General features: G+C 68.7%; 21 protein-coding genes. 8 read left to right on the top strand and 13 right to left on the bottom strand.

Features of this window, described 5'->3' with window-relative positions; translation table 11 throughout:
* Positions 1–43 precede the first annotated feature (43 nt).
* Complete coding sequence (locus tag F4553_RS04110) at positions 44–652, top strand: DinB family protein (RefSeq protein WP_184832196.1); 609 nt, start codon at positions 44–46, stop codon at positions 650–652.
* Between the two features lie 63 nt (positions 653–715).
* On the opposite strand, the gene F4553_RS04115 is transcribed toward F4553_RS04110, so the two are convergent.
* Positions 716–1084, bottom strand: a complete 369-nt coding sequence (locus F4553_RS04115) for a VOC family protein (RefSeq protein WP_184832204.1) — start codon at positions 1082–1084, stop codon at positions 716–718.
* Between the two features lie 92 nt (positions 1085–1176).
* Between F4553_RS04115 and F4553_RS04120 the strand changes: the two genes are divergently transcribed.
* Positions 1177–2142 carry a helix-turn-helix transcriptional regulator gene (locus F4553_RS04120; protein ID WP_184832212.1) on the top strand — a complete coding sequence of 322 codons (966 nt, stop codon included), beginning with the start codon at positions 1177–1179 and terminating at the stop codon, positions 2140–2142.
* A gap of 30 nt (positions 2143–2172) precedes the next feature.
* On the opposite strand, the gene F4553_RS04125 is transcribed toward F4553_RS04120, so the two are convergent.
* Both F4553_RS04125 and F4553_RS04130 read right to left on the bottom strand, forming a co-directional pair.
* Positions 2173–2778, bottom strand: coding sequence for a GNAT family N-acetyltransferase (locus tag F4553_RS04125; RefSeq protein ID WP_184832214.1), 606 nt, complete (start codon positions 2776–2778; stop codon positions 2173–2175).
* A gap of 235 nt (positions 2779–3013) precedes the next feature.
* The gene (locus tag F4553_RS04130) at positions 3014–3952 is read right to left on the bottom strand and encodes an SDR family oxidoreductase (RefSeq protein WP_184832216.1); all 939 of its coding nucleotides are present in this window, start codon (positions 3950–3952) and stop codon (positions 3014–3016) included.
* Positions 3953–4073: 121 nt separating this feature from the next.
* Here F4553_RS04130 and F4553_RS04135 point away from each other — a divergent pair, with 121 nt between their 5' ends.
* The 3 genes from F4553_RS04135 (at position 4074) to F4553_RS04145 (ending at position 6088) form a co-directional block, all read left to right on the top strand.
* Entirely contained in the window at positions 4074–4916 is an 843-nt protein-coding gene (locus tag F4553_RS04135) for a helix-turn-helix transcriptional regulator (RefSeq protein WP_184832218.1), read from the top strand.
* Positions 4917–5165: 249 nt separating this feature from the next.
* Positions 5166–5723, top strand: a complete 558-nt coding sequence (locus F4553_RS04140) for a DinB family protein (protein WP_184832220.1) — start codon at positions 5166–5168, stop codon at positions 5721–5723.
* A gap of 74 nt (positions 5724–5797) precedes the next feature.
* Complete coding sequence (locus F4553_RS04145; RefSeq protein WP_184832222.1) at positions 5798–6088, top strand: hypothetical protein; 291 nt, start codon at positions 5798–5800, stop codon at positions 6086–6088.
* A 48-nt stretch (positions 6089–6136) separates the two neighbouring features.
* Here F4553_RS04145 and F4553_RS04150 read toward each other — a convergent pair whose 3' ends face one another.
* The 3 genes from F4553_RS04150 to F4553_RS04160 all read right to left on the bottom strand — a co-directional run bounded on the left by F4553_RS04150 (position 6137) and on the right by F4553_RS04160 (position 11926).
* The gene (locus F4553_RS04150) at positions 6137–8662 is read right to left on the bottom strand and encodes a DNA gyrase/topoisomerase IV subunit A (protein ID WP_184832224.1); all 2526 of its coding nucleotides are present in this window, start codon (positions 8660–8662) and stop codon (positions 6137–6139) included.
* 25 nt (positions 8663–8687) lie between these two features.
* A complete protein-coding gene (locus tag F4553_RS04155) occupies positions 8688–10724 on the bottom strand; it encodes a DNA gyrase/topoisomerase IV subunit B (protein ID WP_184833222.1) in 2037 nt (678 codons plus the stop codon).
* Positions 10725–11131: 407 nt separating this feature from the next.
* Positions 11132–11926 carry a MarR family winged helix-turn-helix transcriptional regulator gene (locus F4553_RS04160; RefSeq protein ID WP_246465812.1) on the bottom strand — a complete coding sequence of 265 codons (795 nt, stop codon included), beginning with the start codon at positions 11924–11926 and terminating at the stop codon, positions 11132–11134.
* Between the two features lie 376 nt (positions 11927–12302).
* Between F4553_RS04160 and F4553_RS04165 the strand changes: the two genes are divergently transcribed.
* Both F4553_RS04165 and F4553_RS04170 read left to right on the top strand, forming a co-directional pair.
* Positions 12303–12959, top strand: coding sequence for a Type 1 glutamine amidotransferase-like domain-containing protein (locus tag F4553_RS04165; RefSeq protein WP_184832234.1), 657 nt, complete (start codon positions 12303–12305; stop codon positions 12957–12959).
* 276 nt (positions 12960–13235) lie between these two features.
* Positions 13236–13571 (top strand): antibiotic biosynthesis monooxygenase family protein, encoded by a 336-nt coding sequence (locus F4553_RS04170; RefSeq protein WP_184832236.1) that lies wholly within the window; start codon positions 13236–13238, stop codon positions 13569–13571.
* Positions 13572–13810: 239 nt separating this feature from the next.
* Here the strand turns inward: F4553_RS04170 and F4553_RS04175 are convergent, their stop codons facing one another.
* Complete coding sequence (locus F4553_RS04175; RefSeq protein WP_221469762.1) at positions 13811–14650, bottom strand: LysR family transcriptional regulator; 840 nt, start codon at positions 14648–14650, stop codon at positions 13811–13813.
* Between the two features lie 101 nt (positions 14651–14751).
* Here F4553_RS04175 and F4553_RS04180 point away from each other — a divergent pair, with 101 nt between their 5' ends.
* Positions 14752–15486 (top strand): SDR family oxidoreductase, encoded by a 735-nt coding sequence (locus F4553_RS04180; protein ID WP_184832240.1) that lies wholly within the window; start codon positions 14752–14754, stop codon positions 15484–15486.
* Between the two features lie 258 nt (positions 15487–15744).
* Here F4553_RS04180 and F4553_RS04185 read toward each other — a convergent pair whose 3' ends face one another.
* From F4553_RS04185 to F4553_RS04210, 6 genes are all read right to left on the bottom strand, one after another.
* Complete coding sequence (locus F4553_RS04185; protein ID WP_184832242.1) at positions 15745–16410, bottom strand: hypothetical protein; 666 nt, start codon at positions 16408–16410, stop codon at positions 15745–15747.
* A gap of 588 nt (positions 16411–16998) precedes the next feature.
* A complete protein-coding gene (locus F4553_RS04190) occupies positions 16999–19227 on the bottom strand; it encodes a tetratricopeptide repeat protein (protein ID WP_184832244.1) in 2229 nt (742 codons plus the stop codon).
* 379 nt (positions 19228–19606) lie between these two features.
* A complete protein-coding gene (locus F4553_RS04195) occupies positions 19607–20335 on the bottom strand; it encodes a hypothetical protein (protein ID WP_184832246.1) in 729 nt (242 codons plus the stop codon).
* A gap of 157 nt (positions 20336–20492) precedes the next feature.
* A complete protein-coding gene (locus tag F4553_RS04200) occupies positions 20493–20957 on the bottom strand; it encodes a hypothetical protein (RefSeq protein ID WP_184832248.1) in 465 nt (154 codons plus the stop codon).
* Between the two features lie 302 nt (positions 20958–21259).
* Complete coding sequence (locus F4553_RS04205; RefSeq protein WP_184832250.1) at positions 21260–21673, bottom strand: hypothetical protein; 414 nt, start codon at positions 21671–21673, stop codon at positions 21260–21262.
* 143 nt (positions 21674–21816) lie between these two features.
* A protein-coding gene (locus tag F4553_RS04210) for an IS3 family transposase (protein ID WP_184830570.1) occupies positions 21817–22982 on the bottom strand; the annotation gives its coding sequence in 2 pieces (ribosomal slippage) (positions 21817–22695 and positions 22698–22982; 1164 coding nt in all).
* Positions 22983–23012 lie beyond the last annotated feature (30 nt).

Raw genomic sequence — 23012 nt, forward strand, 5'->3', positions numbered from 1 at the left:
ATTCCGCCGCCGGCTCCGGGCGACGGTCTGGAATGCTCTGCCCATGCCTTCCTTCCCACCTACTTTCTCCGACCGGGTCGTCGAGCTGCCGCCAGGTGCCCAGTTCGAGGCGTTCCTCGACGAGCACCGCGGTGCGCTCAACGGCTATCTGGACGGGCTGACCGAGGAGCAGGTACGCCGATCGCTGGTCGCCTCCCAGACCACACTGCTGGGCCTGGTAAAACACGCGACCTTCGTCGAGAAGATCTGGTTCGACGAGGCCATCACGGGCCGGTCGCGGGCCGAGATCGGCATCCCCGCGGCATCGGACGAGTCGTTCGTCCTCGATGATGCCGACACCATCGCCACGGTCCAGCAGGCCCACCGCGAAGCATGCGAGGCATCCCGCCGCGCGACGTCGTCGCTGGGTCTCGACGACATCCTGACCGGCCACCGGCGGGGTCCGGTCCCACTGCGCTGGGTGTATCTCCACATGCTGCGCGAGCTCGCCCAGCACTGCGGACACGCAGAGATCCTCCGCGAGCAGCTCATCAACGTAGTAGCACACCCAGACGTCCGCTCGGCGGTCTCTCCGGACTCGGTACGGGCGCCCTGGCAGAACGGCACCGACCCCAGAACCAATCCTGAAGTCCGCTCGGATCTGCCGATGTAAGCGCGCCGAAGGCAGCCAACGGCAGGCGCGACACTTACGTGCGCGCCTGCCGCATGGGCGCTTTCAGTCTTTCGGTGCGACCCGGATGCGGTTTCCGTCAGGGTCGGCCGCGAGGAAGGTCAGGCCGAATCCCGCGTCGTGGGGCTCGTGCAGGATGGTGACGCCCTTGGACCGCCACTGCTGGAAGATCGCGTTGATCTCGTCGGGTCGTCCGCCTTCGATGGCCAGGCAGACCTCACTGGTACGCGGCACGTCGGGCGACAGGTCCTCGAACTGGCCGGACCACAGAGCGAGGTCAGCGCCTGGCCCGAGGTCGAAGGTGATGTATCCCGGAGTCTCGAGCGAAGGGGTGATGCCGAGCAGGTCGCCGTAGAAGCGGGCTGCGGCGGGCGCGTCGTTCACATAGACGATGGACACGACGGATGTGGTCATGGTTGTTCCTTCTCGCAGGTGGCAGGTACGCATCCACCAGCCTGACCAGAATATACGCCGTATGGTGTCGTAATTACTGGAAGACTTGGTCTGTGACCCCGGACCGCTTCTTCGCACTGATGCTGCTGCTCGAATCGAGGGATGGCGCGACCACCCAGGAGCTCGCCTCGGCGCTCGGGGTCTCCCTGCGAACCATCACCCGGGACCTGAACTGGCTCCGCGACGCCGGTCTGCCGGTGACCGCGCACCGGGGCCGACTCGGCGGCGTGGCGATGCTGCCCGGATCCGGGCCCGACCTCACGCGGCTCACGCCCGGCGAGCGTGATCATCTCTCGCTCATCGGGCTGGACGACAAGCAGCGCGCGGAGCTCAATGCATCGGGCGAGAGCCGGCGCGCGCTCGCCAAGCTCGCCGCGGCACAGTCACGTCGAGTTCACGAGCTCCTGCCGCTCGCCGACGTCGTGCACGTGGACAGCCGTCCCTGGCTCCAGTCGCGACCGTCCGGCGCGACTCCGGCTTCGCTGATCGGACCGGTGCGGCGCGGCCGACGACTGCGGATCGCGTACGACAGCCCACGCGAGTCACCCCCAGGTGGCGTGGTCGTGGATCCCTACGGGCTGCTCGCCAAGGCCGGTGTCTGGTATCTCGTCGCCGACTGCGCCCGAGCGCCACGGATGTACCGACTCGAACGGATCACGACGTGGAACGAACTCGACCAGCCACGACGGATCCGCCCGAACCAGACCCTGGCCACCGTCGCTGCAGCGCTCATCGACCAGTGGGCACACGGCCACGCGATCGAGGTCAGCGCCACCATCGACCAGACCCAGATCGAGCGGGCGCAGCGGATTTTCGGCCCGCGACTCGTCCGGGACAACCACGAGGAATCCGCCACCGGCCACACGGTGACAATCCGCTTCATGCAGCTTGAGGACGTGCGAGCGTTGCTGCCGTTCGGGAGCGCCATCACCGTGCACGGCCCCGCCGAAGCCAGGGCCCACCTCCGCGCCCTCGCCACCGACCTCGCCCGCCACTACGCACCGTCACCAACGCCCTGACCAGCAACAGCTGGTTGTCCGCGAGGATTGTCAGGCCGGAGCGATCGTCTGGATCATGACGCAGTTCTTCAGTCCCTTCGGCCGCTGGTAGGTGAAGCCGGCCTCCTCGTACATCCTGCGGGTGCCGTTGTAGAGGAAGGAGGACGACATCTTCTTGCCTTCGGGCTGCTTCGACATGTCGTGCGGGTATCCCTCGACCACCCCGCCGCCCGCCTGGGAGATCAGGTCCAGCGCTGCTCGTAGTGCCAGTGCAGCGACGCCGCCGCGGCGGTAGCGTCGATCCACGAAGATGCAGGTGATCCGGTAGTCGGGCGCCGTCACGAGGCCCGCCTCGTACTCCTGGCGATGGTGGAGGTTCGGCAGCTCCTCCGGCGGCCCGAACTCCGCCCAGGCCACGGCCTCGTCGCCGTCGAAGACCAGTGCGGCGTGTGCACGCCCCTGCTCGACCAGTTGGCACTTCAGGTCGCGATTGCTCTCGTAGGTGCGGTCCGGGTCGCGTGACAGCGAGTGGAAATAGGTGCACCAGCACCCGCCGAACACGCCGTTGTGCCGCTCGACAAGGTCGGCGAAGGCACGCCAGGTGTCAGGCGTCAGCGGCCGGATGGTGAGGTCGTCCGTCGAACGATCGGCAAGCATGCGGACAACGTAGAACACATTGCGGCCGATTTCGCCCCGTGATCCGACCACGGTCCCCCGCCGCCGGGGCCCGCGTCCGCATCGGCCGCTGTCCGCGTGCTCATGCCGATGAGCGTGCACCGGATCTTAGGCCGTCGATCCGGGCATCTCGCCACCCACGTGATGCCCTTGGAGACGGCCCGCGTGCCCATCAGATGCCAGCCAGATCCGGTACCGGGTGCGCCGTTGACCCGGCTCAGCCGAAGGTCACGCCGGTCAGCTCCTCGGACGCGGTCCACAACCGCGACGCGGTAGCTACGTCGCGCAGCGGCGCCCATGGCTTCTGCTCGCCGGGAGGGCCGCCGGCGTTGCCTGGGCCCTGCGGGCCGTAGAAACCGCCGTCCTCTGCCTGCGGCGACGTCGCGGCGAGCAGGGCCGGCAGCTGCGCGGTCTCCACAGTGCCTACGAGGATGCCGCGGGCCGACAGCCAGCGGATGACCCGTACGCCGGTGGTGTCCTTGGCCCGTCCCAGCTCCGGTCGGGCGGCCAGCAGGCTGGTCGGCGCGACGCCCGGGTGGCTGATGTTGCTGGTGACGCCCCAGCCCTCGGCCCGGCTGCGGCGGCTGAGCTCCAGTCCGAACAGCCCGACGGCGAGCTTGGACTGCCGGTAGGCGCGCATCGCGTCGTAGGACTGCTCCTCGTTGAGGTCATCCCAGTTGATCTTCCCGGTGCGGGCGGCGATGCTCGTCTGTGACGTCACTCGGGCACGTCCTGCCTTCAGCAGCGGCAGCAGCCGGCCGGTGAGCGCGAAATGTCCGAGGTGGTTTGTGCCCAGCTGCACCTCGAACCCGTCTGCCGTGGTCTGCCGCGACGGGGGCGTCATCAGACCGGCGTTGTTGATCAAGAAGTGGATCGGCTCACCCCCGGCGATGAGCTTCTCGCCCAGCGCCGCGACCGACGCCAGCGACGACAGATCCAGTTCTGCCAGCAACAGCCTCGCGCCCGAGTGCTTCGCCCGGATCTTCGCGACGGCCGTCTCGCCCTTGCGCAGGTTGCGCACGGGCATGACCACCTCGGCGCCCGCACCGGCGAGCCTCGCCGCGATGCCCAGCCCGATGCCGTCGCTGGCTCCGGTGACCACCGCCCGCCTGCCGCTCAGATCGGGTATCACGATGTCGTGCTGCCTGCGTGCCATGTTCCGCTCCCGGGTGTATGGGTGATCCGCTCTTGTCAACGACGATGCCTGGCATCGCGACGGTTATCCACGGCCTGACGATCCGTGGCTGAGCAGCCGCGGGCTGGGGGAGGATGCATGTGTGATCGATCGAGCAGGGCTGGCTCAGTTCCTCCGTACCCGGCGCGAGGCGCTGCAACCCGAGGACGTCGGCTTGCCCCGTGGCCGGCGCCGCCGCACCGGCGGCCTGCGCCGCGAAGAGGTAGCCGCGCTGTCCCACATGTCCACCGACTACTACTCACGCCTCGAGCGCGAGCGCGGACCGCAGCCTTCAGCCCAGATGATCGCTTCCATCGCCCAGGGCCTTCACCTGTCCCGTGACGAGCGCGACCACCTGCTCAGGCTCGCCGGTCACGAGCCGCCGCCGCGCGGCGGCGGCAGCGATCACATCAGTCCTGGCATGCTGCGCATATTCGACCGCCTCACCGACACTCCGGCCGAGATCGTCACCGAGCTCGGCGAGACCCTGCGCCAGACCCCGCTCGGGGTCGCGCTCGTCGGTGACGCCACGCGCCACGCCGGGCCGTCACGCAGCATCGGGTACCGGTGGTTCACCGACCCGGCCGCCCGCGACCTGCACCCGCCTGAAGATCACGAGTTCTACTCCCGCCTCTACGTCTCCGGGCTGCGTGGCGTCCTCACCCGCCGCGGCCCGGAGTCGAAGGCCGCCCACCTCGCCGAGCTGCTCACCGCGCGCAGCGAGGAGTTCCGCAGCCTGTGGAAGGAACACCAGATCGGTCTCACCCCCAGAGACCTCAAACGCTACCGGCATCCCGAGGTCGGCCTGCTCGAGCTCAACTGCCAGATCCTGCTCGACCCACAGGACTCGCACTCGCTTCTCGTGTACACCGCGGCACCCGGCAGCGAAAGCCACGACAAGCTGCAACTCCTCGCAGTCATCGGCCCGACCGCCCCCACCGGCTGAACTTCAGCCGAGCCGGCGGGCCCGTACCGCACAGGCAGATCCGCCACGGCACCCCGGACCGGATCTTCCACACGATCGCGTTGAGGACCTGCAGCCACCGCCAGGAGCACCGCCGACCATGGGGTACCTCACTGACGTAGATGCGGGTTCCTTGAGCGTCATGGACCGGCCGAGTCGTGCGCAGAGGGCGCGGTCCCGACATCGAACAGCCACGCCGCATAGCCACCACCCGCTGGCTATGCTCCGATCATGAGTGAGTCCGTGACAGATCCTTCGCTGTCGGCGTACTCGGCCGAGGCCGAGTCCTTGCTGTCCGTTCTTGAGCGCAACCGGCGGACCTTCGCCTGGAAGACGTCGGGGCTCGATGAGAAGGGATTGCGGGCGACGACGGCCGCCAGCACGATGACGCTCGGCGGTCTGGTCAAACATGTGGCCCTGGTCGAGGCGGACTGGCTGGCGGTGAAGCTGGCTGGTCGGCAGTACGGAGCCCCGTGGGACGCCGTGGATTTCGACGCGGACTCCGACTGGGAATGGCGGACCGGAGCGCTGGACGCTCCGGAGGAGGTCTACAGGGTCTGGCGAGACGCTGTCGAGCGGTCGCGTGAGCTCGTGGCCGAGGTCATCCGGGAACGCGGGCTCGACGGATTCGCTTCCTTCACCTGGCCCGACGGCCGCACGCCGACCGTCCGCGCCATGCTCCTGGACATGGTCGAGGAGTACGCCCGGCACACGGGTCACGCCGACATCCTCCGTGAAGCGGTAGACGGCCGCGTCGGCGAAGGGGCCCCGGAGGAATTCTCCTTCTAGAATGTCCGCATCTGCCGTATGCAGAGCGGTGCGGGATGGCATAGCGGTCGCGAGAGTACGTCCATCGTCGGGTGATGACCGCCTTGCTCGAAGGCGCTGCAGGTGCAGCCGACGCGCTGCTGCTTTACGGGTCGTCCTGGGCTGGTGCGCCGAGCGGGGCATCGAGCCGCTGGCGGCTCGGCGGCCTGGATGCCTCACCAGCTGCGTACGTGCGCCGGCCCAGCGCCCCGGCTGAGCCGCCTGCCCTGGGCCTGTCGCAGCTGCAGTTCGAGGCGATGATCGTCGCAGCGCGTACGCCGCTGAACCGGTACGACTTCGCGCTCGCCGCGATGCCGGGCCTGCTCGATCTGCGGATCTTCGAATGAGGCACGGGGCGACCGGACTCCAGGAGTAGCGAGTCGACCCGCATGCGCTCAAACCTGGTCGACGAGATGGCCGACCACGTCGGGGGCGGCCATGGCGGTGCCGGAGCCGTCCCGGCGCGGATCCGGGGCCGGAAGCTCCAGCGGGTCTCCGGCGCTGCTGGCGCCCGCCGGGCGCGGGCCGATCCAGGCCAGCGTCAGGCGGGCGTCACCCTTCAGGAACCGGTGGGCTCGTACGCCGCCGGTCGCCCGTCCCTTGTCGGGGTACTCCGCGAAGGGGGTGACCTTGACCGCACGGCCGGTCGAGGTGACGACCATGGGCTCGCCGTGTTGTGGATCGTCGGTGTGGACCGCCCCGAAGAACGCGACGTCGACATCTGCGGCGAGGTTGATTCCGATCATGCCGCCGCCCTTGAGGCCCTGTGGGCGTACGAGTCCCGCGCTGAATCTGAGCATCGACGCGTCGGATGCCACGAACGCGAGAGTCGCCGTCGTGTCGGGGAGCCACGTCGCGCCGACGACCTCGTCGCCGTCGCGGAGGGCGATGACCTCGAACTCGTCGGAGCGGACCGGCCATTCCGGGGCGCACACCTTGACCACGCCCTGCCGGGTGCCCAGGGCGAGTCCGGGCGACCCCGCGGTGGACTGCCCCAGCGGGGCAAGGCCGATGACTCTTTCGCCGGCTTCCAGGGGCACTATTTCGGATGCCGACATTCCGCCGCTCACCGAGACGGTGCCGGACTGTGCCGGCAGCACCGGCAGCGGCAGCACGTCGGCCTTGAATGCCCGGCCGCGGTTCGTGACCAGCAGCAGTTGGCCGCGGGCGGTGACGTGAACGACGGCCCGTACCGCGTCGTGCTTGGCCCGGCCCCTGTGGCGGCGACCCTCGGTGGCTTCCTCGGATTCGGCGGCTGTCCGGGCGACAAGGCCGGTCGCGGAGAGGATCACCTGGCAGGGGTCGTCGGCCACCTCCAGCGGCCCCGCTGGTGCCGAGGCTGCCAGCACCTCCTTGAGGTCCCCGTCGATCAGGGTCGTCCGGCGCGGGGCGGCGAACTCCGTGCCGACCGCTGTCAGCTCATCGGAGACCACCGCCTTGAGGACACTCTCGTCATCCAGAATCCGCGAGAGTTCCGCGATCTCACCGCGCAGGACGCCCTGCTCGTTTTCGAGTTCGAGCCGGTCGAACTTCGTGAGGCGCCGCAGCGGGGTGTCGAGGATGTACGCGGCCTGGATGTCCGACAGGGCGAACTCCCGCATCAGGCTCTCCTTGGCGGACGACGCGTTGTCGCTGCCACGGATCAGCCGGACCACCTTGTCGATGTCGATCAACGCGATCAGCAGGCCGTCGACCACGTGCAGGCGCTCCTGGCGCTTGCGGCGGCGGAAGTCGCTGCGTCGGGTGACCACCTCGTAGCGATGTGCCAGGAACACTTCCAGGAGTGCCTTGAGCCCCAGCGTCTGCGGCTGCCCGTCGAGCAGCACGAGGTTGTTGACGCCGAACGACTGCTCCAGCGGACTGAGACGGTACAGATCCGCCAGCAGCGCTTGCGGGTTCACTCCGACCTTGCACTCGATGACCAGCCGGGTGCCGTTCTCCCGGTCGGTGAGGTCCTTGATGTCGGCGATCCCCTGCAAGCGGGCGGGCTGACGCTGGCCCCGGCGGGGACCGGTGGTGATCGGCTTGCCTTTGACCTCCTCGGTGATCGCTTCGATGACCTTCTCGGCTCCCACGCCGTAGGGCAGTTCCGTCACCGTGATGGCGTGGCGCCCACGGCTGCCTTCCAGCAGCCCTATCTCGACCCGGGCCCGCATGCGGACGACACCCCGACCAGTCTCGTACGCTCGGCGTACCTCATCCAGGCCCAGCAGGAGCCCACCGGTGGGCAGGTCGGGGCCGGGGATGAACGCCATCAACTCGTCCAAGGTCGCGGTCGGGTGCTCGATAAGCCACCGAGCGGCCGCGACGACTTCGCCCAGGTTGTGCGGGATCATGTTGGTCGCCATACCGACCGCGATGCCCGACGTGCCGTTGACCAGCAGGTTCGGAAAGGCCGCCGGAAGCACCGTCGGCTCCTGCAGCGATCCGTCGTAGTTCGGCTTGAAATCGACGGTACCCTCGCCGAGTTCGCCGACCAGAAGCATCGCCTCGCGCGACATCCGCGCCTCGGTGTACCTGGAGGCGGCCGGCCCGTCGTCGGGGGAGCCGAAGTTTCCGTGGCCGTCGATCAGCGGTGCGTTCAGCGAGAAGTTCTGAGCCAGGCGAACCATCGCGTCGTAGATGGCACCATCACCGTGCGGGTGGTACTTGCCCATGACATCGCCGACGACGCGGGCCGACTTCACGTGCGCACGGTCGGGCCGATACCCCTGCTCACTCATCGAGAACAGGATGCGCCGGTGCACCGGCTTGAGACCGTCCCGGGCATCCGGCAGCGCGCGGGAGTGGATGACCGAGAACGCGTACTCCAGATAGGAGTCCTCGACCTCCGTGACCAGCGGATTGTCGAGAATCCGGGCCCCTGCCCGGTCAAAGGACGAGAGGTCCACTCGGGACTTGGTGCTCTGGCTGCGGGCCATCGTTGCGCGCTCCTCGGTGATCTTCTCAGGCGTCGATCGTTGCTTGGTCGACCCGGCTCGCCGAATCGATGAGCCAGTTCCGGCGCGGTTCCACCTTCTCGCCCATCAGCAGTTCCAGTACCCGCTGGGCGGCGTCGACGTCGTCGATGGTGATGCGGCGAACCGCGCGGACCGCCGGGTTCATCGTGGTGTCCCACAGCTCGTCCGCGTCCATCTCACCGAGGCCCTTGAACCGGGGAATCGGGGTCACCACCTGCTTGCCGGCCTTCTGCAGCCGGGCCACCACGCTCGACACCTCGACCTCGGTGTACGTGTAGATGGTCTCCGGGTTGCGGCCCTTGGTCACCACCTTGTGCAGCGGCGGAACCGCGGTGTACAACCGCCCGGCCTCGATGAGCGGCCGCATGTACTTGGCGAAGAGCGTGATGAGCAGCGTACGGATATGGGAACCGTCGACATCGGCGTCGGCCATGATCAGGACCCGTCCGTAGCGCAGCGCCGACAAGTCGAAGGTGCGACCCGATCCGGCCCCGAGCACCTGCACGATCGCCGAGCACTCGGCGTTGTCGAGCATCTGCTGGAGGCTCGCCTTCTGGACATTGAGGATCTTCCCGCGAATGGGAAGGAGCGCCTGGTACTCCGACGATCGCGCGAGCCGGGCGGTGCCGAGCGCACTGTCGCCCTCCACGATGAACAGCTCGCTCCGATCCACCCCGGTCGACCTGCAGTCGACCAGCTTCGGCGGCATCGACGCACCCTCGAGGGCCGTCTTGCGCCGGGCGGCGTCCTTCTGCTGCTTCTGAGTCAACCGCACCCGGGCGGCGTCGACGATCTTCTGCAGGACGACAGCCGCTTCGGACCGGGTCTTCCGATCCTCCAGCCACGCCTTGAGGCGCTGCTCCACGATCGCCTGCAGCACCTTGGTGACCCCGGCCGTCGACAGCTCGTCCTTGGTCTGCGAGGTGAACTGCGGTTCGGGGAGCCGGACGTGGATGACCGCCGTCATGCCCTCCAGGATGTCGTCGAGGATCGGCGGCTCCTCCTTGGGGCGCAGCAGACCGCGACTGTTACGCATCGCTTCGGTCAGCGCCCGCACCACGGCACGCTCGAACCCCTTGCGGTGGGTGCCGCCGTGCGCATTGCGGATGGTGTTGGCGAAGCACTCGATCGTCCGCTCGTATCCGGTGCCCCACCGCAACGCCACCTCGACCTCGGCCTGGCGCTCGACGTTGGCGCGCATGACGCCGTTCTCGTCCGCGGCGTTCTCCTTGTACGTGCCCGTCCCGGTCACCAGTAGCGTCCCGCACACGGCCCGGTCCCCGGCCGGAGTCAGGAAGTCCACCATGTCGGTCAGACCGTTGGGAAAGCGGAACGTCTCCTCGTCGACCAGGCCGTGGCGGACATCGCGCAGCTGGTAGCAGACGCGGGGGACGAGGAACGCGGTGTTGCGCAGCTTGGCCCGGACGGCCTCGACGTCCAGCACCGCCCCGGTCTCGAAATAGCGGGCATCATGCCAGTACCGGATCGACGTGCCGGTGGAGTCGCCGCGCTTCATCGGGCCGACGACCCGCAGACCGGGTTGCGCGGTGAAGGCCGCCTGGGGATCGGGGCCGTCGAACACCCCGGGAACGCCGTGCCGGAATGACATCTGGTGCACCTTGCCATCCCGTTTGACGGTGATGTCGAAGCGAAGCGACAACGCGTTCACCGCCGAGGCGCCGACCCCGTGCAGCCCACCGGAGGTCTTGTACCCCGAGCCGCCGAATTTACCGCCGGCATGCAGCCGGGTCAGGACCAACTCGACGCCCGATATGCCAGACTTTGCGTGCACGTCGGTAGGGATCCCTCGGCCGTCGTCGTCGACCTGTACCGAGCCGTCGGCGTGCAAGGTCACCTCGACCCTGGTCGCGTGACCGGCCACCCCCTCGTCCGTGGAATTGTCGAGGATCTCGTTGACGAGGTGACCTACACCGCGGCTGTCGGTCGAACCGATGTACATGCCGGGCCGCTTGCGAACGGCGTCCAGCCCCTCCAGGTGGGTAAGGTCGTCAGCCCCGTACATGCCCTGGGCTTCGAGTTCTCCGGTCACCTGGGTTGGCCTCCAGATCGTGGGGTGGATGTCGGCGGCGTCCACGGGGCTTGAAGCGCAGGCCACCGCGAGACCCCGCCGAGCCTATCCGGCGGATCTCACTCCCCTCGCCACCACCATGGCCGACCCGCGTCATGGTGACCGGTCACTCATCGTCTCTAATTCCCCTGTAGGTCTTTTGGCTTGCGGGCTGAGCTTCGGCCGTGCGGCAAGCTACCCGGTGTCGAGGGTGCGCTCCGGGTGGGACGGTGAACCGTTCTGGGCGAACGACGGCCTGCGGACAGTCGGCTCCGAGCCACAAGGGCCAACGGTAGCAATGTCGGTCCGAGCATGGCCGCCAGTGGAACCTGCTGGGCGTGGCCGTTGCCTGATCCACGGGTTCAGTAGTCGGCCGCCTCCAACGCGGTGGCGATCGGCCCGAGCCGCGCGATCAGCTCGTCGAGCTCGTCCACGCTGAGTACGCCGTACGCCGGCGCCGCCAGCTCGTCGGTGAGGGCCTCGATGCGTTGCTTGGTCTCCCGGCCGGTGTCGGTGAACTCGTCGGCGGCGTCCACCAGGCCTCGTCGGCGCAGCCCGTCGAGGACCGCGGCCAGCTGCGCCTTGGGCAGGTGGTGGACCCGGCCGAACTCCTGAGGCCGCATTCCCAGGGAGATGGCGAGCAGGACGTGGGCCTCGGTGCCGCCGATGCCATGGGCGAGCAGGGCGGCGTTGTGGCCGTCCCCTCGGTGCTCCCGCAGCAGTGTCGCCGCGTGCCAGAGCCTGGCAACCGGCTCCTGCGGCAGGGCGAGCGCCCGCAGCCCGGCGTACAGCGCTCGGCCCTCGATCGGGGCGCTGACCGCTGCCCGGGTAGCGAGCTCGGCGGCCCGCACCACACTCGGGGAGTCGGCGAGATCCCCGATCAGCTGCCGTAGCGCGGTGGCGCTGCCTTGCTCACGTACGGCGGTCGCCTCCTGCGGGGTGGTCTTCCCCCATACCCAGGGGATGTGGCGCGCCACCTCGCCGTCGGCGAAATTGTAAAAGACCGCGTGCACCACCTCGGCCGGTGCCAGTCCCAGCGGCGCGGCCCGGCCCGCGAAATACCCGTCCCAGTAGTTGCGCATGCCCAGGGCCAGGAACCCTTCGTTGGGCACCTCGGAGAACGTGACGGTGGCGATCGGCTCAACGAGCTCGAACATGCGGCGAACCTTCGCCAGTGGGTGCGGCATCGGTCGGGCCCTCCTGTGGTCGTGACGGCGCGCCCTCGTCGGCGACGTCCTACCCCAGCAACGATCAGCACGGCCCGGATCCGACAACTCCGGCCAATATCCTTGCAGCAAAGACCCGCCTTACCCTCGAGCCGTCGGCCGCGCGTTCCACCTGATCGCGAAGCCCAGACCCGGTGTAGACCCCCGTAGGATCCGCGCATGTTCTTCCGCTCCTTGCGGGATGACCCGGGATGCGAGCATCCAGATCAGAGTTGACGGCACGCCGAAGGTGGCCCCGGCTACGCTGAGTCCGACCAGGAGTCCGGGCTCAGCGACTCCACATTTCCGCGCGGGACTCGGAGACACCTTGAAGCTCTTGCTGACATCAGGTGGTGTCACGAACCCCAGCATCCACTCTGCGCTCGTGCAGCTTCTCGGCAAGCCGGTCGGGGAAGCCGACGCCCTCTGCATCCCCACGGCGGAGTACGGGCATCCCATGTGCAATCCGGCCTCGGCTTGGCGTTTCATAGCCGGCCGAAGCCCGTCGCCCATGTGTGACCTGGGCTGGAAGTCGTTGGGGGTGCTGGAACTCACCGCGCTGCCCACCATCGGTGCGGAGCGGTGGGTGCCCTGGGTCCAGGAGGCCGACGTGCTCCTGGTCGACGGCGGCGACGCGACCTACCTGTGTCATTGGATGCGGGAGTCCGGGCTGGCCGATCTGCTGCCCTCGCTGCCTGACATGGTCTGGGTGGGCGTGAGTGCGGGAAGCATGGTCATGACGCCCCGGATCGGAGCGGACTTCGTCGAGTGGCCGTCCGCGCCGGACGACCGTACCCTGGGAGTCGTCGATTTTTCGATCTTCCCCCACCTGAACGCCTTCCCGGAGAACACCCTCGCCGACGCGGAGCGGTGGGCCGCCGACCTCGGCGTCCCCGCCTACGCCATCGACGAACAGACGGCCATCAAGGTCGTCGGCGGCTCCGTCCAGGTGGTCTCCGAAGGGCAATGGACGAAATTCAACTGACATCCTGGGGCATCCGGAACTGCCGCGATTCGATCGTGAAGCGACGGCCGCCGACCGCTGGCTGCGAGATGGGGTCGCGGTAGCGACGGCGGGCTGTTCCACCGGGACTCAGCACGTGCAATCCGGCGCCGCGGCAATGGCTCCTTCCGTTCATCCCGGCACCGACGCGCGGCCGGCCCAGCGCCAATCGGTCACCGTGTCATGATCGACCAATGCCTTGTGTCCGCCCCGGCGCGTGTGCGGATGCCGTCCCGGTGGGTCGGACAGAATGACAGCATGACCATAGTCAAGATCAATGCAATCACCGTGCCGGCCGACAGCGGTGGCGAGTTGGCGCGCCGCTTCGCCGCGCGGGCCGGCGCCGTCGACGATCAGGACGGATTCGAGGGCTTCGAGCTGCTCCGCCCGGACGACGAGCGGACCACGTGGCTCGTCATCACTCGCTGGCGCGACGAGGAGGCATTCCAGGCGTGGGTCGGTTCGCCCGCGTTCGCGCACGGCCACCGCTCGGCCGCCGAGCGCGCCGGTGAGCCGGTGCCGCCGCCGGTCGGGGTGCACAGCGAGGTCTGGTCATACGTTCCCGCAGGCGGGTCGGGTCCGGCACGACCGTGACCGGGCCGTGTCCGCAACCGCGACCCGGCCGGACGTCCACGGACATCCCGGACTGGTTCGTCCGGGCATGACTTCCCGGTCACGTCGACGATTGATGCCCGCCGGTCCCCGCGCACCGCACGCTCGGCAAGGTGAGCCCTGCGCGGACATGCCGACGGGCGGGCACAGCACGAATCGTTGACAAGGCGTTCTTCGCCCGGCACTGTGCCTCCGCGCATCGGCACTCTTGAAGGATGTGCCTATAGCTGGGCTGCCGTGCGGACGAGCCGGGCGATGGCCGGAGACCGACTATGCGCAGGCCAGGCGAGAACGGTGGTGACGGGAGGCGCGCCGGTCAGGGGAACGGCAACGTGTGCGCTCCACAGCCAAGATCGGGCGGATGCGCTCGTGACGGCGACGGTGCGCCCGAGGGCGATCAGCTGCGCCAGCTGCGACTGGTCGTGGATCTCAGGGCCTGGACCGGGCGGGTAGGCGCCATCGAGGCAAGGCCAGCGGGCGAGCGGCAGGTCCGCCACATCGCTGATGTCGGCCATGGTGAGAGACGTGCGTGCGGCGAGGGGATGCCCTGCGGGCAGGATGGCGACCTGCTCCTCGGTACGCAGGTCTTCGGTGTCGAACCCGGCCATGGAGTGGAAGGGGCGCTGCATGAGCGCCACGTCGGCGCGGCCGTCTCGCAACATCGGTGCCTGTTCGCCCATTCCGCACAGCAGAACCTCGATCTCGGCGGCGCCGGGTTCGGCGGCGTGGGCGTCGAGAAGCTTCCGCAACAGGTCGTGATTCGCGCCGGCCTTCGTCGCCAGCGTCAGGCGGTTCGTGCAGGACGCCGCGCGCAGGGTGCGGCGGGCGGCCGCAGCGACCGCATCGAGGATGACGCGCGCCTCGGCGAGCAGCACCTGACCAGCATCGGTGAGGGCGACGCCGCGGCGGTTGCGTTCGAACAGGGCGACGCCGATACGCCGTTCGAGCTGCTGGATCGCCCGGGACAAGGGCGGCTGGGCGATGCCGAGGCGCTCGGCCGCCCGGCTGAAGTGCAGTTCCTCGGCGACGGTGACGAAGTACCTGAGCTCGCGGGTCTCCAGGGTGTCCACCGCGTCACGATACTGCGGTGATACCGGGAGGGTATGACAGCGCACCTGATCGGTGTTGGAACGCCGCTGGCCAGCAGCGCAGTATCAAGGTCATGAGCGACAAGAAGATCGCGCTGGTGACCGGCGCGAACAAAGGACTCGGGTACGCGATCGCCGCAGGGCTGGGCGCACAGGGCTACCGGGTGGCGGTGGGCGCCCGCGACAAGGGCCGGGGCGAGGCGGCCGTCAGTGCCCTGCACGCCGCCGGAGTGGACGCGCTCGCCGTCCCGCTCGACGTCACCAGCGACCGCAGCGTCGCCGCGGCAGCGGAACTGGTCGAGCGCCGATGCGGCCGCCTGGACGCTCTGGTCAACAACGCCGCCGTATCCGGGGAGATGGGACCGGGCTGGACGCAGGATCCGACCGCCCTCGACCTCGACCTCGTCCGCGCGGTCGTCGACACCAACGTCTACGGTGTGATCCGGGTGACCAACGCGATGCTGCCGTTCGTGCGGCGCTCGGCGTCGCCGCGCATCGTCAACATCTCCAGCAGCGTCGGGTCGGTGGCTCTGCAGGCGGACCCGGCCATCGAAGTCGGCCCGATCATGGCGGCCTATGCGCCGACGAAGTCGTACCTCAACGCCATCACGGTCCACTACGCGCGACAGCTCGCCGGCACGGGCATCCTCGTCAACGCCGCGTGCCCGGGCCTGGTCGCGACCGATTTCACCGGCTTCCAAGGACGCCCGCCTCAGGAGGCCGCGACTATAGCGATTCGTCTCGCCACACTGCCTGACGGCGGACCGACCGGCTCATTCTTCAACGACGCCGGCGCCGTCGCCTGGTGACACGAACCTCCCCGGCGGAACGCGACGGCGAGAACCAGCGATCGTCTTTCAGTGACGTGATCGTTCGGTGCACCCGCGCCCATGAGCCGACCAGCACGGCCGTATCCCTTCCGCAGGGCTTCGGCGCCCGTATCGTCGGAGTCGTTCGGCGCGATCCTCGGGGCGGGCGATGAGACCCTCGGCCGCTTCGTTTATCGCAGCCGCCCGCACGCAGTCCCTCGCCGCGGCGAAGGGGACGGCAGCGCCGTCCTCTCGGTGTCAGTCGCCGGGCTTCTTCCACAGCACGAAACTGAACGAGATGTCTCCTATGGTTCCCGCGCGCTCCTCGAGGAGGTAGTCCTTCGGAATCAGGTTCACCTTCTGAATCCTCAGGTACCCGTATCGTCCGGATGTGGTGAGCACGCAGAACACCGCCTTGGGCTTCAGATCGTCCTGATCGATCGCGGGCAGCCACTGTGCCACCGGTATGGCTGCGCACTCCGCGAGCGTGGGTACCCGGCCCGCGGCCAGCGGTGCGAACGCGGCTCCGTTCTGGGCTCCCAGAGCCCGCTCTGCGGCCTCGACGTCGGTGGTGGCCGCCGCCAAGACCCCTTCCGCACGGTTGAGGTCGAGATCCCACGCCTTCTCCGTGCCCATGCTCGACGGCGGCGTGTACAGGTGCAGGCTACCGCTCTTGAACAGGGCCGCCGGCTGCAGCGTCCATTCGCGATCGGTGGGTGAAGGGGCGGGCACACCGTCTGTACCGCTCGGTTCGTTCGATGACGCCGGTGGAGACACCGTCCCCGACGCCGCGGAACTCGGCCCGCCTGCCGCACCGGACGGAGACTGGGGCGTCATTTGCAACGTCGCGATGATGACCGTCGCGACGACCGCCAGCACCCCGGCGATGGCACCGATACCCATCCAGCCCGGATGCGTCAGCAACCAGGAGATCCGTCCGGGTGTCCCTGGCGGTGACGAGGCCACGGCTTCCCTCTCATCCGGTGATCGCTACATCGAGCTATCCCGATTATAAGGGAGGCGGGCCAGCGTACCGGTCTGCGGCCGGGTCGAGAACGCCGTGGCGCCAGTTCGGGTTGACGGCGCTGTCGGGGCCGTGCGAGCTCGGCGGCTCCCCCAGGGATACCCGCCCCAGTCGTCGGCGGGAAGCCAGACCGGCCCGGCAGGGTCGCTGTCGTGGCCCGAGGTGGCGGGTGCAGGTGCCCTTCCCGGGCGGGGTTACCCAGCCAGAACAGCACCGGGTACCGGGACCGCCGATGGCAGCCAGCCGGGCGTACCCGTCGAGTTTGGCGGCGGCGCGGTGCCGCCTGCGCGCGGCCCGGCTTCTGCGGGGTCGTTCAGGGACCTGACCGCCACCGGCCAGCCGTCCAGGAAGCACCCGCAGCTCCCGCGTGCGAGACATCACAAATAGATCATGAACTGACGGCGGCTGGGAGAGCGTCGAGCGGGTAGGCGTGTCCAGGCCGGCCGGGCTGTGGCGGACCGAGGGGCGTCGTCGCCGGTGACGAACCGTCACCCCTGGAAGTTCAGCAGGTTGTTGCTGGCGCGCTGGGTGTCGAGGTGTTCGGCGCCCAGGACCCGGGTGTAGTCGGCGACGAGGTCGCGGAACTGGCGCACCGCCTCGGCGAGGTCTCCGCCTCTGCCGATGTTGTACGCGAGGTTGTTGCGGGCACGCAGGGTGTCGACGTCGTCGACGCCCAGCGTGCGTGTGTAATCAGCCACGACGTCGCGGTACAGGCTCGCCGCCTCCGCCCAGTCCTGCGCCTCGCCGAGATTGCGCGCGAGGTTGTCGCGGGCGCGCAGTGCGGTGATGTGGTCGGCGCCCAGCACACGCGTGCGATCGGCGACGAGGTCGCGGAACAGGCGCACCGCCTCGGCCCGGTCCCCCGCCTCGCCGACGTTGTAGGCGAGGTTGTCGCGGGCGTTGAGGGTGGAGAGATCGTCGGCGCCGAGCACGCGCGTGCGGTCGGCGACGACGTCGCGGTACAGGCGCACCGCCTCGGCCCGGTCTCCCGCGTCGCCGGTATTGCGGGCGAGGTTGTCGCGGGCGCGCAGCGTGTCGGGGTGGTCGGCGCCCAGCACCCGCGTGCAGTCGGCCACCAGGTCGCGGAACAGGCTCACCGACTCGGTCCGGTCCCCCGCCTCGCCGGCGTTGTAGGCCAGGTTGTTGCGGGCGTTGAGGGTGTTGGGGTGCTCGGCGCCCTGCACCCGGGTGTAGTTCGCCACGACGTCGCGGAACAGGCGCACCGCCTCGGCCCGGTCTCCCGTCTCGGCGACGTTGTACGCGAGGTTGTCGCGGGCGCGCAGCGTGTCGGGATGGTCGGCGCCCAGCACCCGCGTGCGGTCGGCGACGACCTCCTGGTACAGGCGCACCGCTTCAGCCCAGTCCCCCGCCTCACCGGTATTGCGCGCGAGGTTGTCGCGGGCGCGCAGCGTGTCGGGATGGTCGGCACCCTGCACGCGGGTGTAGTCGGCCAGGACGTCGCGGAACAGCCGTGCCGCCTCGGCCTGGTCCCCGGTACTCCCGACGGTCCAGGCGAGGTTGTTGCGGGCGGTCAGGGTGTTGGGGTGGTCGGCGCCCAATACCCGTGTGTCGTCGGCGACGAGATCGCGGTACAGGCGTACCGCCTCGGCCTGGTCTCCGATGTCGCCCACGTAGGCTGCCAGGCCGTTGCGGGCGCGGAGGGTGACGGGGTGGTCGGCGCCCAGGACCCGGGTGTAGTCGGCGACGAGATCGCGGTACAGGCCCGCGGCCTCGGCCTGGTTCCCCGCGTTACCGGTGTTCCACGCGTGCACGGATCGGGCGTCGAGGGTGTGGGGGTGTTCGGCTCCCAGAACCCTCGAGTAGTCCGCCACGACGCCGGTGAACAGGCGCACCGCACCAGCCGGGTCTCCCGCTTCCCCGATGTTGTACGCGAGTCCGTTGCGGGCGTGCAGGGTGTCGAGGTGGTCGGCGCCCAGCACCCGTATGCAGTCGGCGACGACGTCGCGGTACAGGCGCACCGCCCCTGTCCAGTCTCCGGCGTCGCCCACGTACGCGGCCAGGGCGATGCGGGCGCGCAGTGTGTCGGGGTGGTCGGCGCCCAGCACCCGCGTGCAGTCGGCGACGACGTCGCGCAGCAGCTGTACCGCTTCGGCGGGGTGGACGGCGTATCCCAGATTGCGGGCGATGTTGTACCGGGAGTCCAGGGTGTCGGGGTGGTCCGGCCCCAGGGCCTGAAGGCGGTCGGCGAAGACGGCGCGGTGCAGCTTCTCCGCTTCCAGGTACGCGCCGCTCTCACTGGCGCGCAGGGCTTCGGCATGGCGGATACGCAGGAGGTCCGCGGCCGGCAGTGCGCGGACCGGTGCGTGGATGCGGGGCGGCGCCTGGTGTTCGCGCAGGCGTTCGAGGAACGACGGGCGGGGCATCTGGCCGTTGCTGACGTCTTCGAACTGCACGTCGGCCAGGCGGAAGAAGCGCCTTCCCGCCAGCAGCAGGGGTAGGACCGGCTTCGCCTCCTCCTCGGCCTGGATGAGTTCACGGCGCACCCAGGCCGACCTCTCGGCGTCGGGGGTCATGACCACGATCAGGGCGGCGCAGGTGGTGATCTGGTCGCGGATGACGGTCTCCCACTGGTCGCCGGGAACGATGTCGCGGTCGAACCAGACCCGGAACCCAGCCGTGGACAGGTAGTCGGCGAGCTGCCCGACGTACAGGCTGTCGGTGGCGTGGCTGTAGGAGATGAAGATGTGACCGGACACCCGCCTGACGCTACCAACGGATGTCGATCCCTGCGTATCGGCGGTGCGGTCCCCGCCCTCCCCCAGTCGTGGCATGTGCACGACCGACCCGTCCGTTGGCGACCACGCACGGTGGTCTGGGGCTCCGCGACCTGGTCAAGGCTGCTCCTCGGAAAGCCCGCCGTCGTCGTACCCCGACAACACGTCGCCATCGACAGCCGTGGTCACTACCTCGGTCATCGGTGCTCCCTTAGAGGGCTTACACCGTTGGTCGCGCAGATCCCCGACCCGCCGTCTTCCTGGCAACATCGGCGATTCGGCGTCGCGGCACCGGGTAGGTGGTTGCCGTGCCCGGCGGCGCTCCGCTCGTGGTCCTGAGGGTGTCGTCAGCAGGTGATGATCAATCCGGTGAGCACAGTGCAGGTGTGCGTGACGGTGTTGTTGCTGGGATCGGTGTCGTTGAGCGCGGTGGCGGCGATGGCCGTGACGGTGTAGGTGCCCAGCGCCAGCAGGTCGACCTGGATGAGGCTTCGAAGGTGGACAGGCCGCCTCCGGCCGCGTAAGGGCCGGCCTTGGTGCATATCGCCTGAATGCCCAGGGTGCAGGTGGCACCACCGGAGTCTGTGACGGTGACGAAGGTGCCCAGCCCGCCCGGGTCGATGACCGTGGTCAGCTCGTTGGCAGGGATGTCGCCGGGCCCGAGGTTGCCCACCAGGAACCGCAGCGTGGCCATGGTGAGACCGCTGGTTTTGGTGAACTTGAGCGCGAACGCGTCGACGGTGGGCTCGACGACGGTGATCGTCGGTCCCGCGCTCAGTCCGACGGCGCTGTTGCTGGAGGTGTAGAACTGGGCGTTGCCATTGAACGTGCCCGCCGCGGTGGCGGCGTCGACCGTGAAGGTGATGGTGTAGGAGAACGCCTGGTTGTTGGTGAGGTTGATCGGGTACAGCTTGTACCTGTTGGTGATCTCCGAGCAGGTCGGTGTGGACGGCGTGCCGGCGCCGCAGCTAGGGCTGCCGGTAAACGAGGTGAGCGTGCCGGTCGTGCCGCCAGTGCCCCAGCCTGCCGAGACCTCGATGCGGGCGTTGGTGTAGTTGCCGTTCGAGGTGCCGGTGATCGTCAGCGTCACCGTGGACCCGGCGGTGACGGTGGTAGGGCTGGCCGAGATGTTCAGGGCCGGGTGGGCGATCGCCCGTCTCGTCGAGGGATTGCCCGTCGTATAGGCCGCAACGGACCGTCGTTCCCGGCAGGCAGTGCCTGCCGGGAACGACGGCGGCTACCGAACATCAACCGCAGTTGATGTAAATCGTGTCGGCCCGGTTGCGCACGACTCCCATGTTCGGGTTGGCGCTCTTGCGGGACACGTCGACGGCCTCCCACAGGTCTTCGTCGGTGAAGATGGCCGTGTAGTCGTGGTTGTTGTGCACCGAGTTGAGCCGGTTGCGCCATCCCCAGGTGCCGAGATCCTGCCACCCGCAGTCCCGCAGCTTCCCGCGCGGGTACCCGTAGTTGTCCAGATCGTAGAAACACACCCAGTCCACCGGACAGTTCGGAGTGCCGAGCAGCGACACCTCACCGGACGGCGGCGCGTAGTCGATGACGAAACGGCCACCGTCGTAGCTGATCTGGGTCGCCGTGGTCTGCACCCCGCCGGGGTACCTGGCGAGCTGGCGCGCCATCTCCAACTGGAGCACACCACTCGCGGTGCCGGCCGGACCGGCAGCCGCCGGGCTCGGCACGAACCCGGTCAAAACGAGAACGGCACCCATAACGAGCGGGACCGAACTACGAAGGAGCCTGGACAAGGGACGGTTCACGTCGTCACCTCCGATAATGGGCTTGCATCACTGACACCACCCACCATCCGCCTCACGGCCTGTCCGTCACCAGGCGCTCGACCGGCAGTTGACCGGCGATTGACCGGAACCGTCGGTACCTCGCGCACAACCAGGACCCCGTGGCCGTACTCGAAGAGACGATCGCAGACCTCAGGCACAGCTCGAACCACCGGAATCATGCGGGAGCCGGTCGCCCACCCGTGAGCCACCGCCGTCTACGGCGTGGGGCGCTGCTCCGGAGCGAGTCCACGCAGCCGCTCCCAGGACATCAAAGCCAGGGTGACACCGAAGTACGCAGCGACAAGGGAGAAAAGGGGAGTCGGCTCATAGTTTTGGCGGCTGCCCGAAGGCGTCCAGAACAGCAAAGAGACGCACGGTGCCACAAGGAACAGTGCCCATACCGCCAGCGCCCACCCCGGCAGACGCCACAACGGTAGCGTGACTCCAAAGCCGCTGCGCTCGCCCGGCGCAGCCACACACAGCGTGTAGAACGCAGCCACCACCACAACGAGCACCGGACTCACCAGCGGCATCGAGACAGACATGACCAACGGTGCCTCGACCAGCCCGTATACCGCCAGGGCCAGCCCGGCCCCAACGGTCATCTTTGCCCTATTGCGCAGCGTCACGGCGTCACCGTAGGACCTGATCACCATCACAGGCACCGCCCATTCGGGCATCAATCACCGCTGTCACCGGCAGTTGACTTGCTCATTCGCCCCACGGCATGTCGGGCGGGGGGGTCTGCTGCACCGATAGGTGACAGGTGTAGTCACGCGGCCTGACTGGCCTGTGGGGTCATGATGGTCTCGAACTCGATAGGGGTCAACTTGCCTAGCGGGCGCTGGCGTCGACGGCGGTGGTAGGTGCGCTCGATCCAGGTCACGATCGCGGTGCGCAGCTGTTCACGGGTGGCCCAGGTGCGGCGGTCCAGGACGTTGTTCTGCAGCAGGCCGAAGAACGACTCCATGGCCGCGTTGTCGCCGGCGGCTCCGACCCGGCCCATCGAGCCGAGCATCCGGTGCCGGTGCAGCGCGCCGACGAACTTCCTTGATCGGAATTGGCTGCCGCGGTCGGTGTGCAGAACGCATCCGGCCACGCCGTTGCGGCGGGCGACGGCGTTGTTCAGCGCGTTCACGGCCAGCCGGGACTTCATGCGCGAGTCGATCGAGTAGCCGACGATCCGGTTGGACCAGACGTCCTTGACCGCGCACAGGTACAGCTTGCCCTCGCCGGTGCGATGTTCGGTGATGTCGGCAAGCCACAGCCGGTTCGGCCCGGCGGCGGTGAAGTCCCGGCGCACGAGGTCGTCGTGGACCGGCGGACCGACCTTGCGGCCCTTGCCACGCCGTTTGCGGGCGAAGGCGCTGAACCAGCCACCGCTGGAGCAGATCTTCCACGCGGTCCTGTCGGCCATCGGCTGCCCGGCCGCGGCGGCCTCGTCGGCCAGGAACCGGTACCCGAACTCCGGATCGTCGCGGTGAGCGTCGAACAGCGCGTCGGCTCGCCACGCCTGCGTGTACTCAGCCAGGGTGACCGGTTCGGCAAGCCACCGGTAGTAGTGCTGGCGGGAGATCTTCAGTACCCGGCACGTCACCGCGACGGGGATGCCGTCGGCGGCCAGATCCTTCACGAGCGGGTAGATCCTTTTCCCGGCAGGTGCGCCTGCGACAGGTAGGCCGCAGCCCGGCGCAGGACCTCGTTCTCCTGTTCGAGGAGCCTGATCCGCTTGCGCGCCTCGCGGAGCTCTGCAGACTCGGTGCTGCTCACGCCGGGTCTGGTCCCGGCGTCGACGTCGGCGGCGCGCAGCCACTTGAACAACGTCATCGGATGCACGCCGAAGTCATTGGCGATCTGCTCAACCGTCACGCCGGCATCACGGTTTTGCGCGACCCGCACGACATCGTCACGGAACTCACGGGGGTAGGGCTTGGGCACAGCGACATCCTTCCAGCCTGCCCACAGGGC

Source organism: Allocatelliglobosispora scoriae (assembly GCF_014204945.1).
Lineage (GTDB): Bacteria > Actinomycetota > Actinomycetes > Mycobacteriales > Micromonosporaceae > Allocatelliglobosispora > Allocatelliglobosispora scoriae.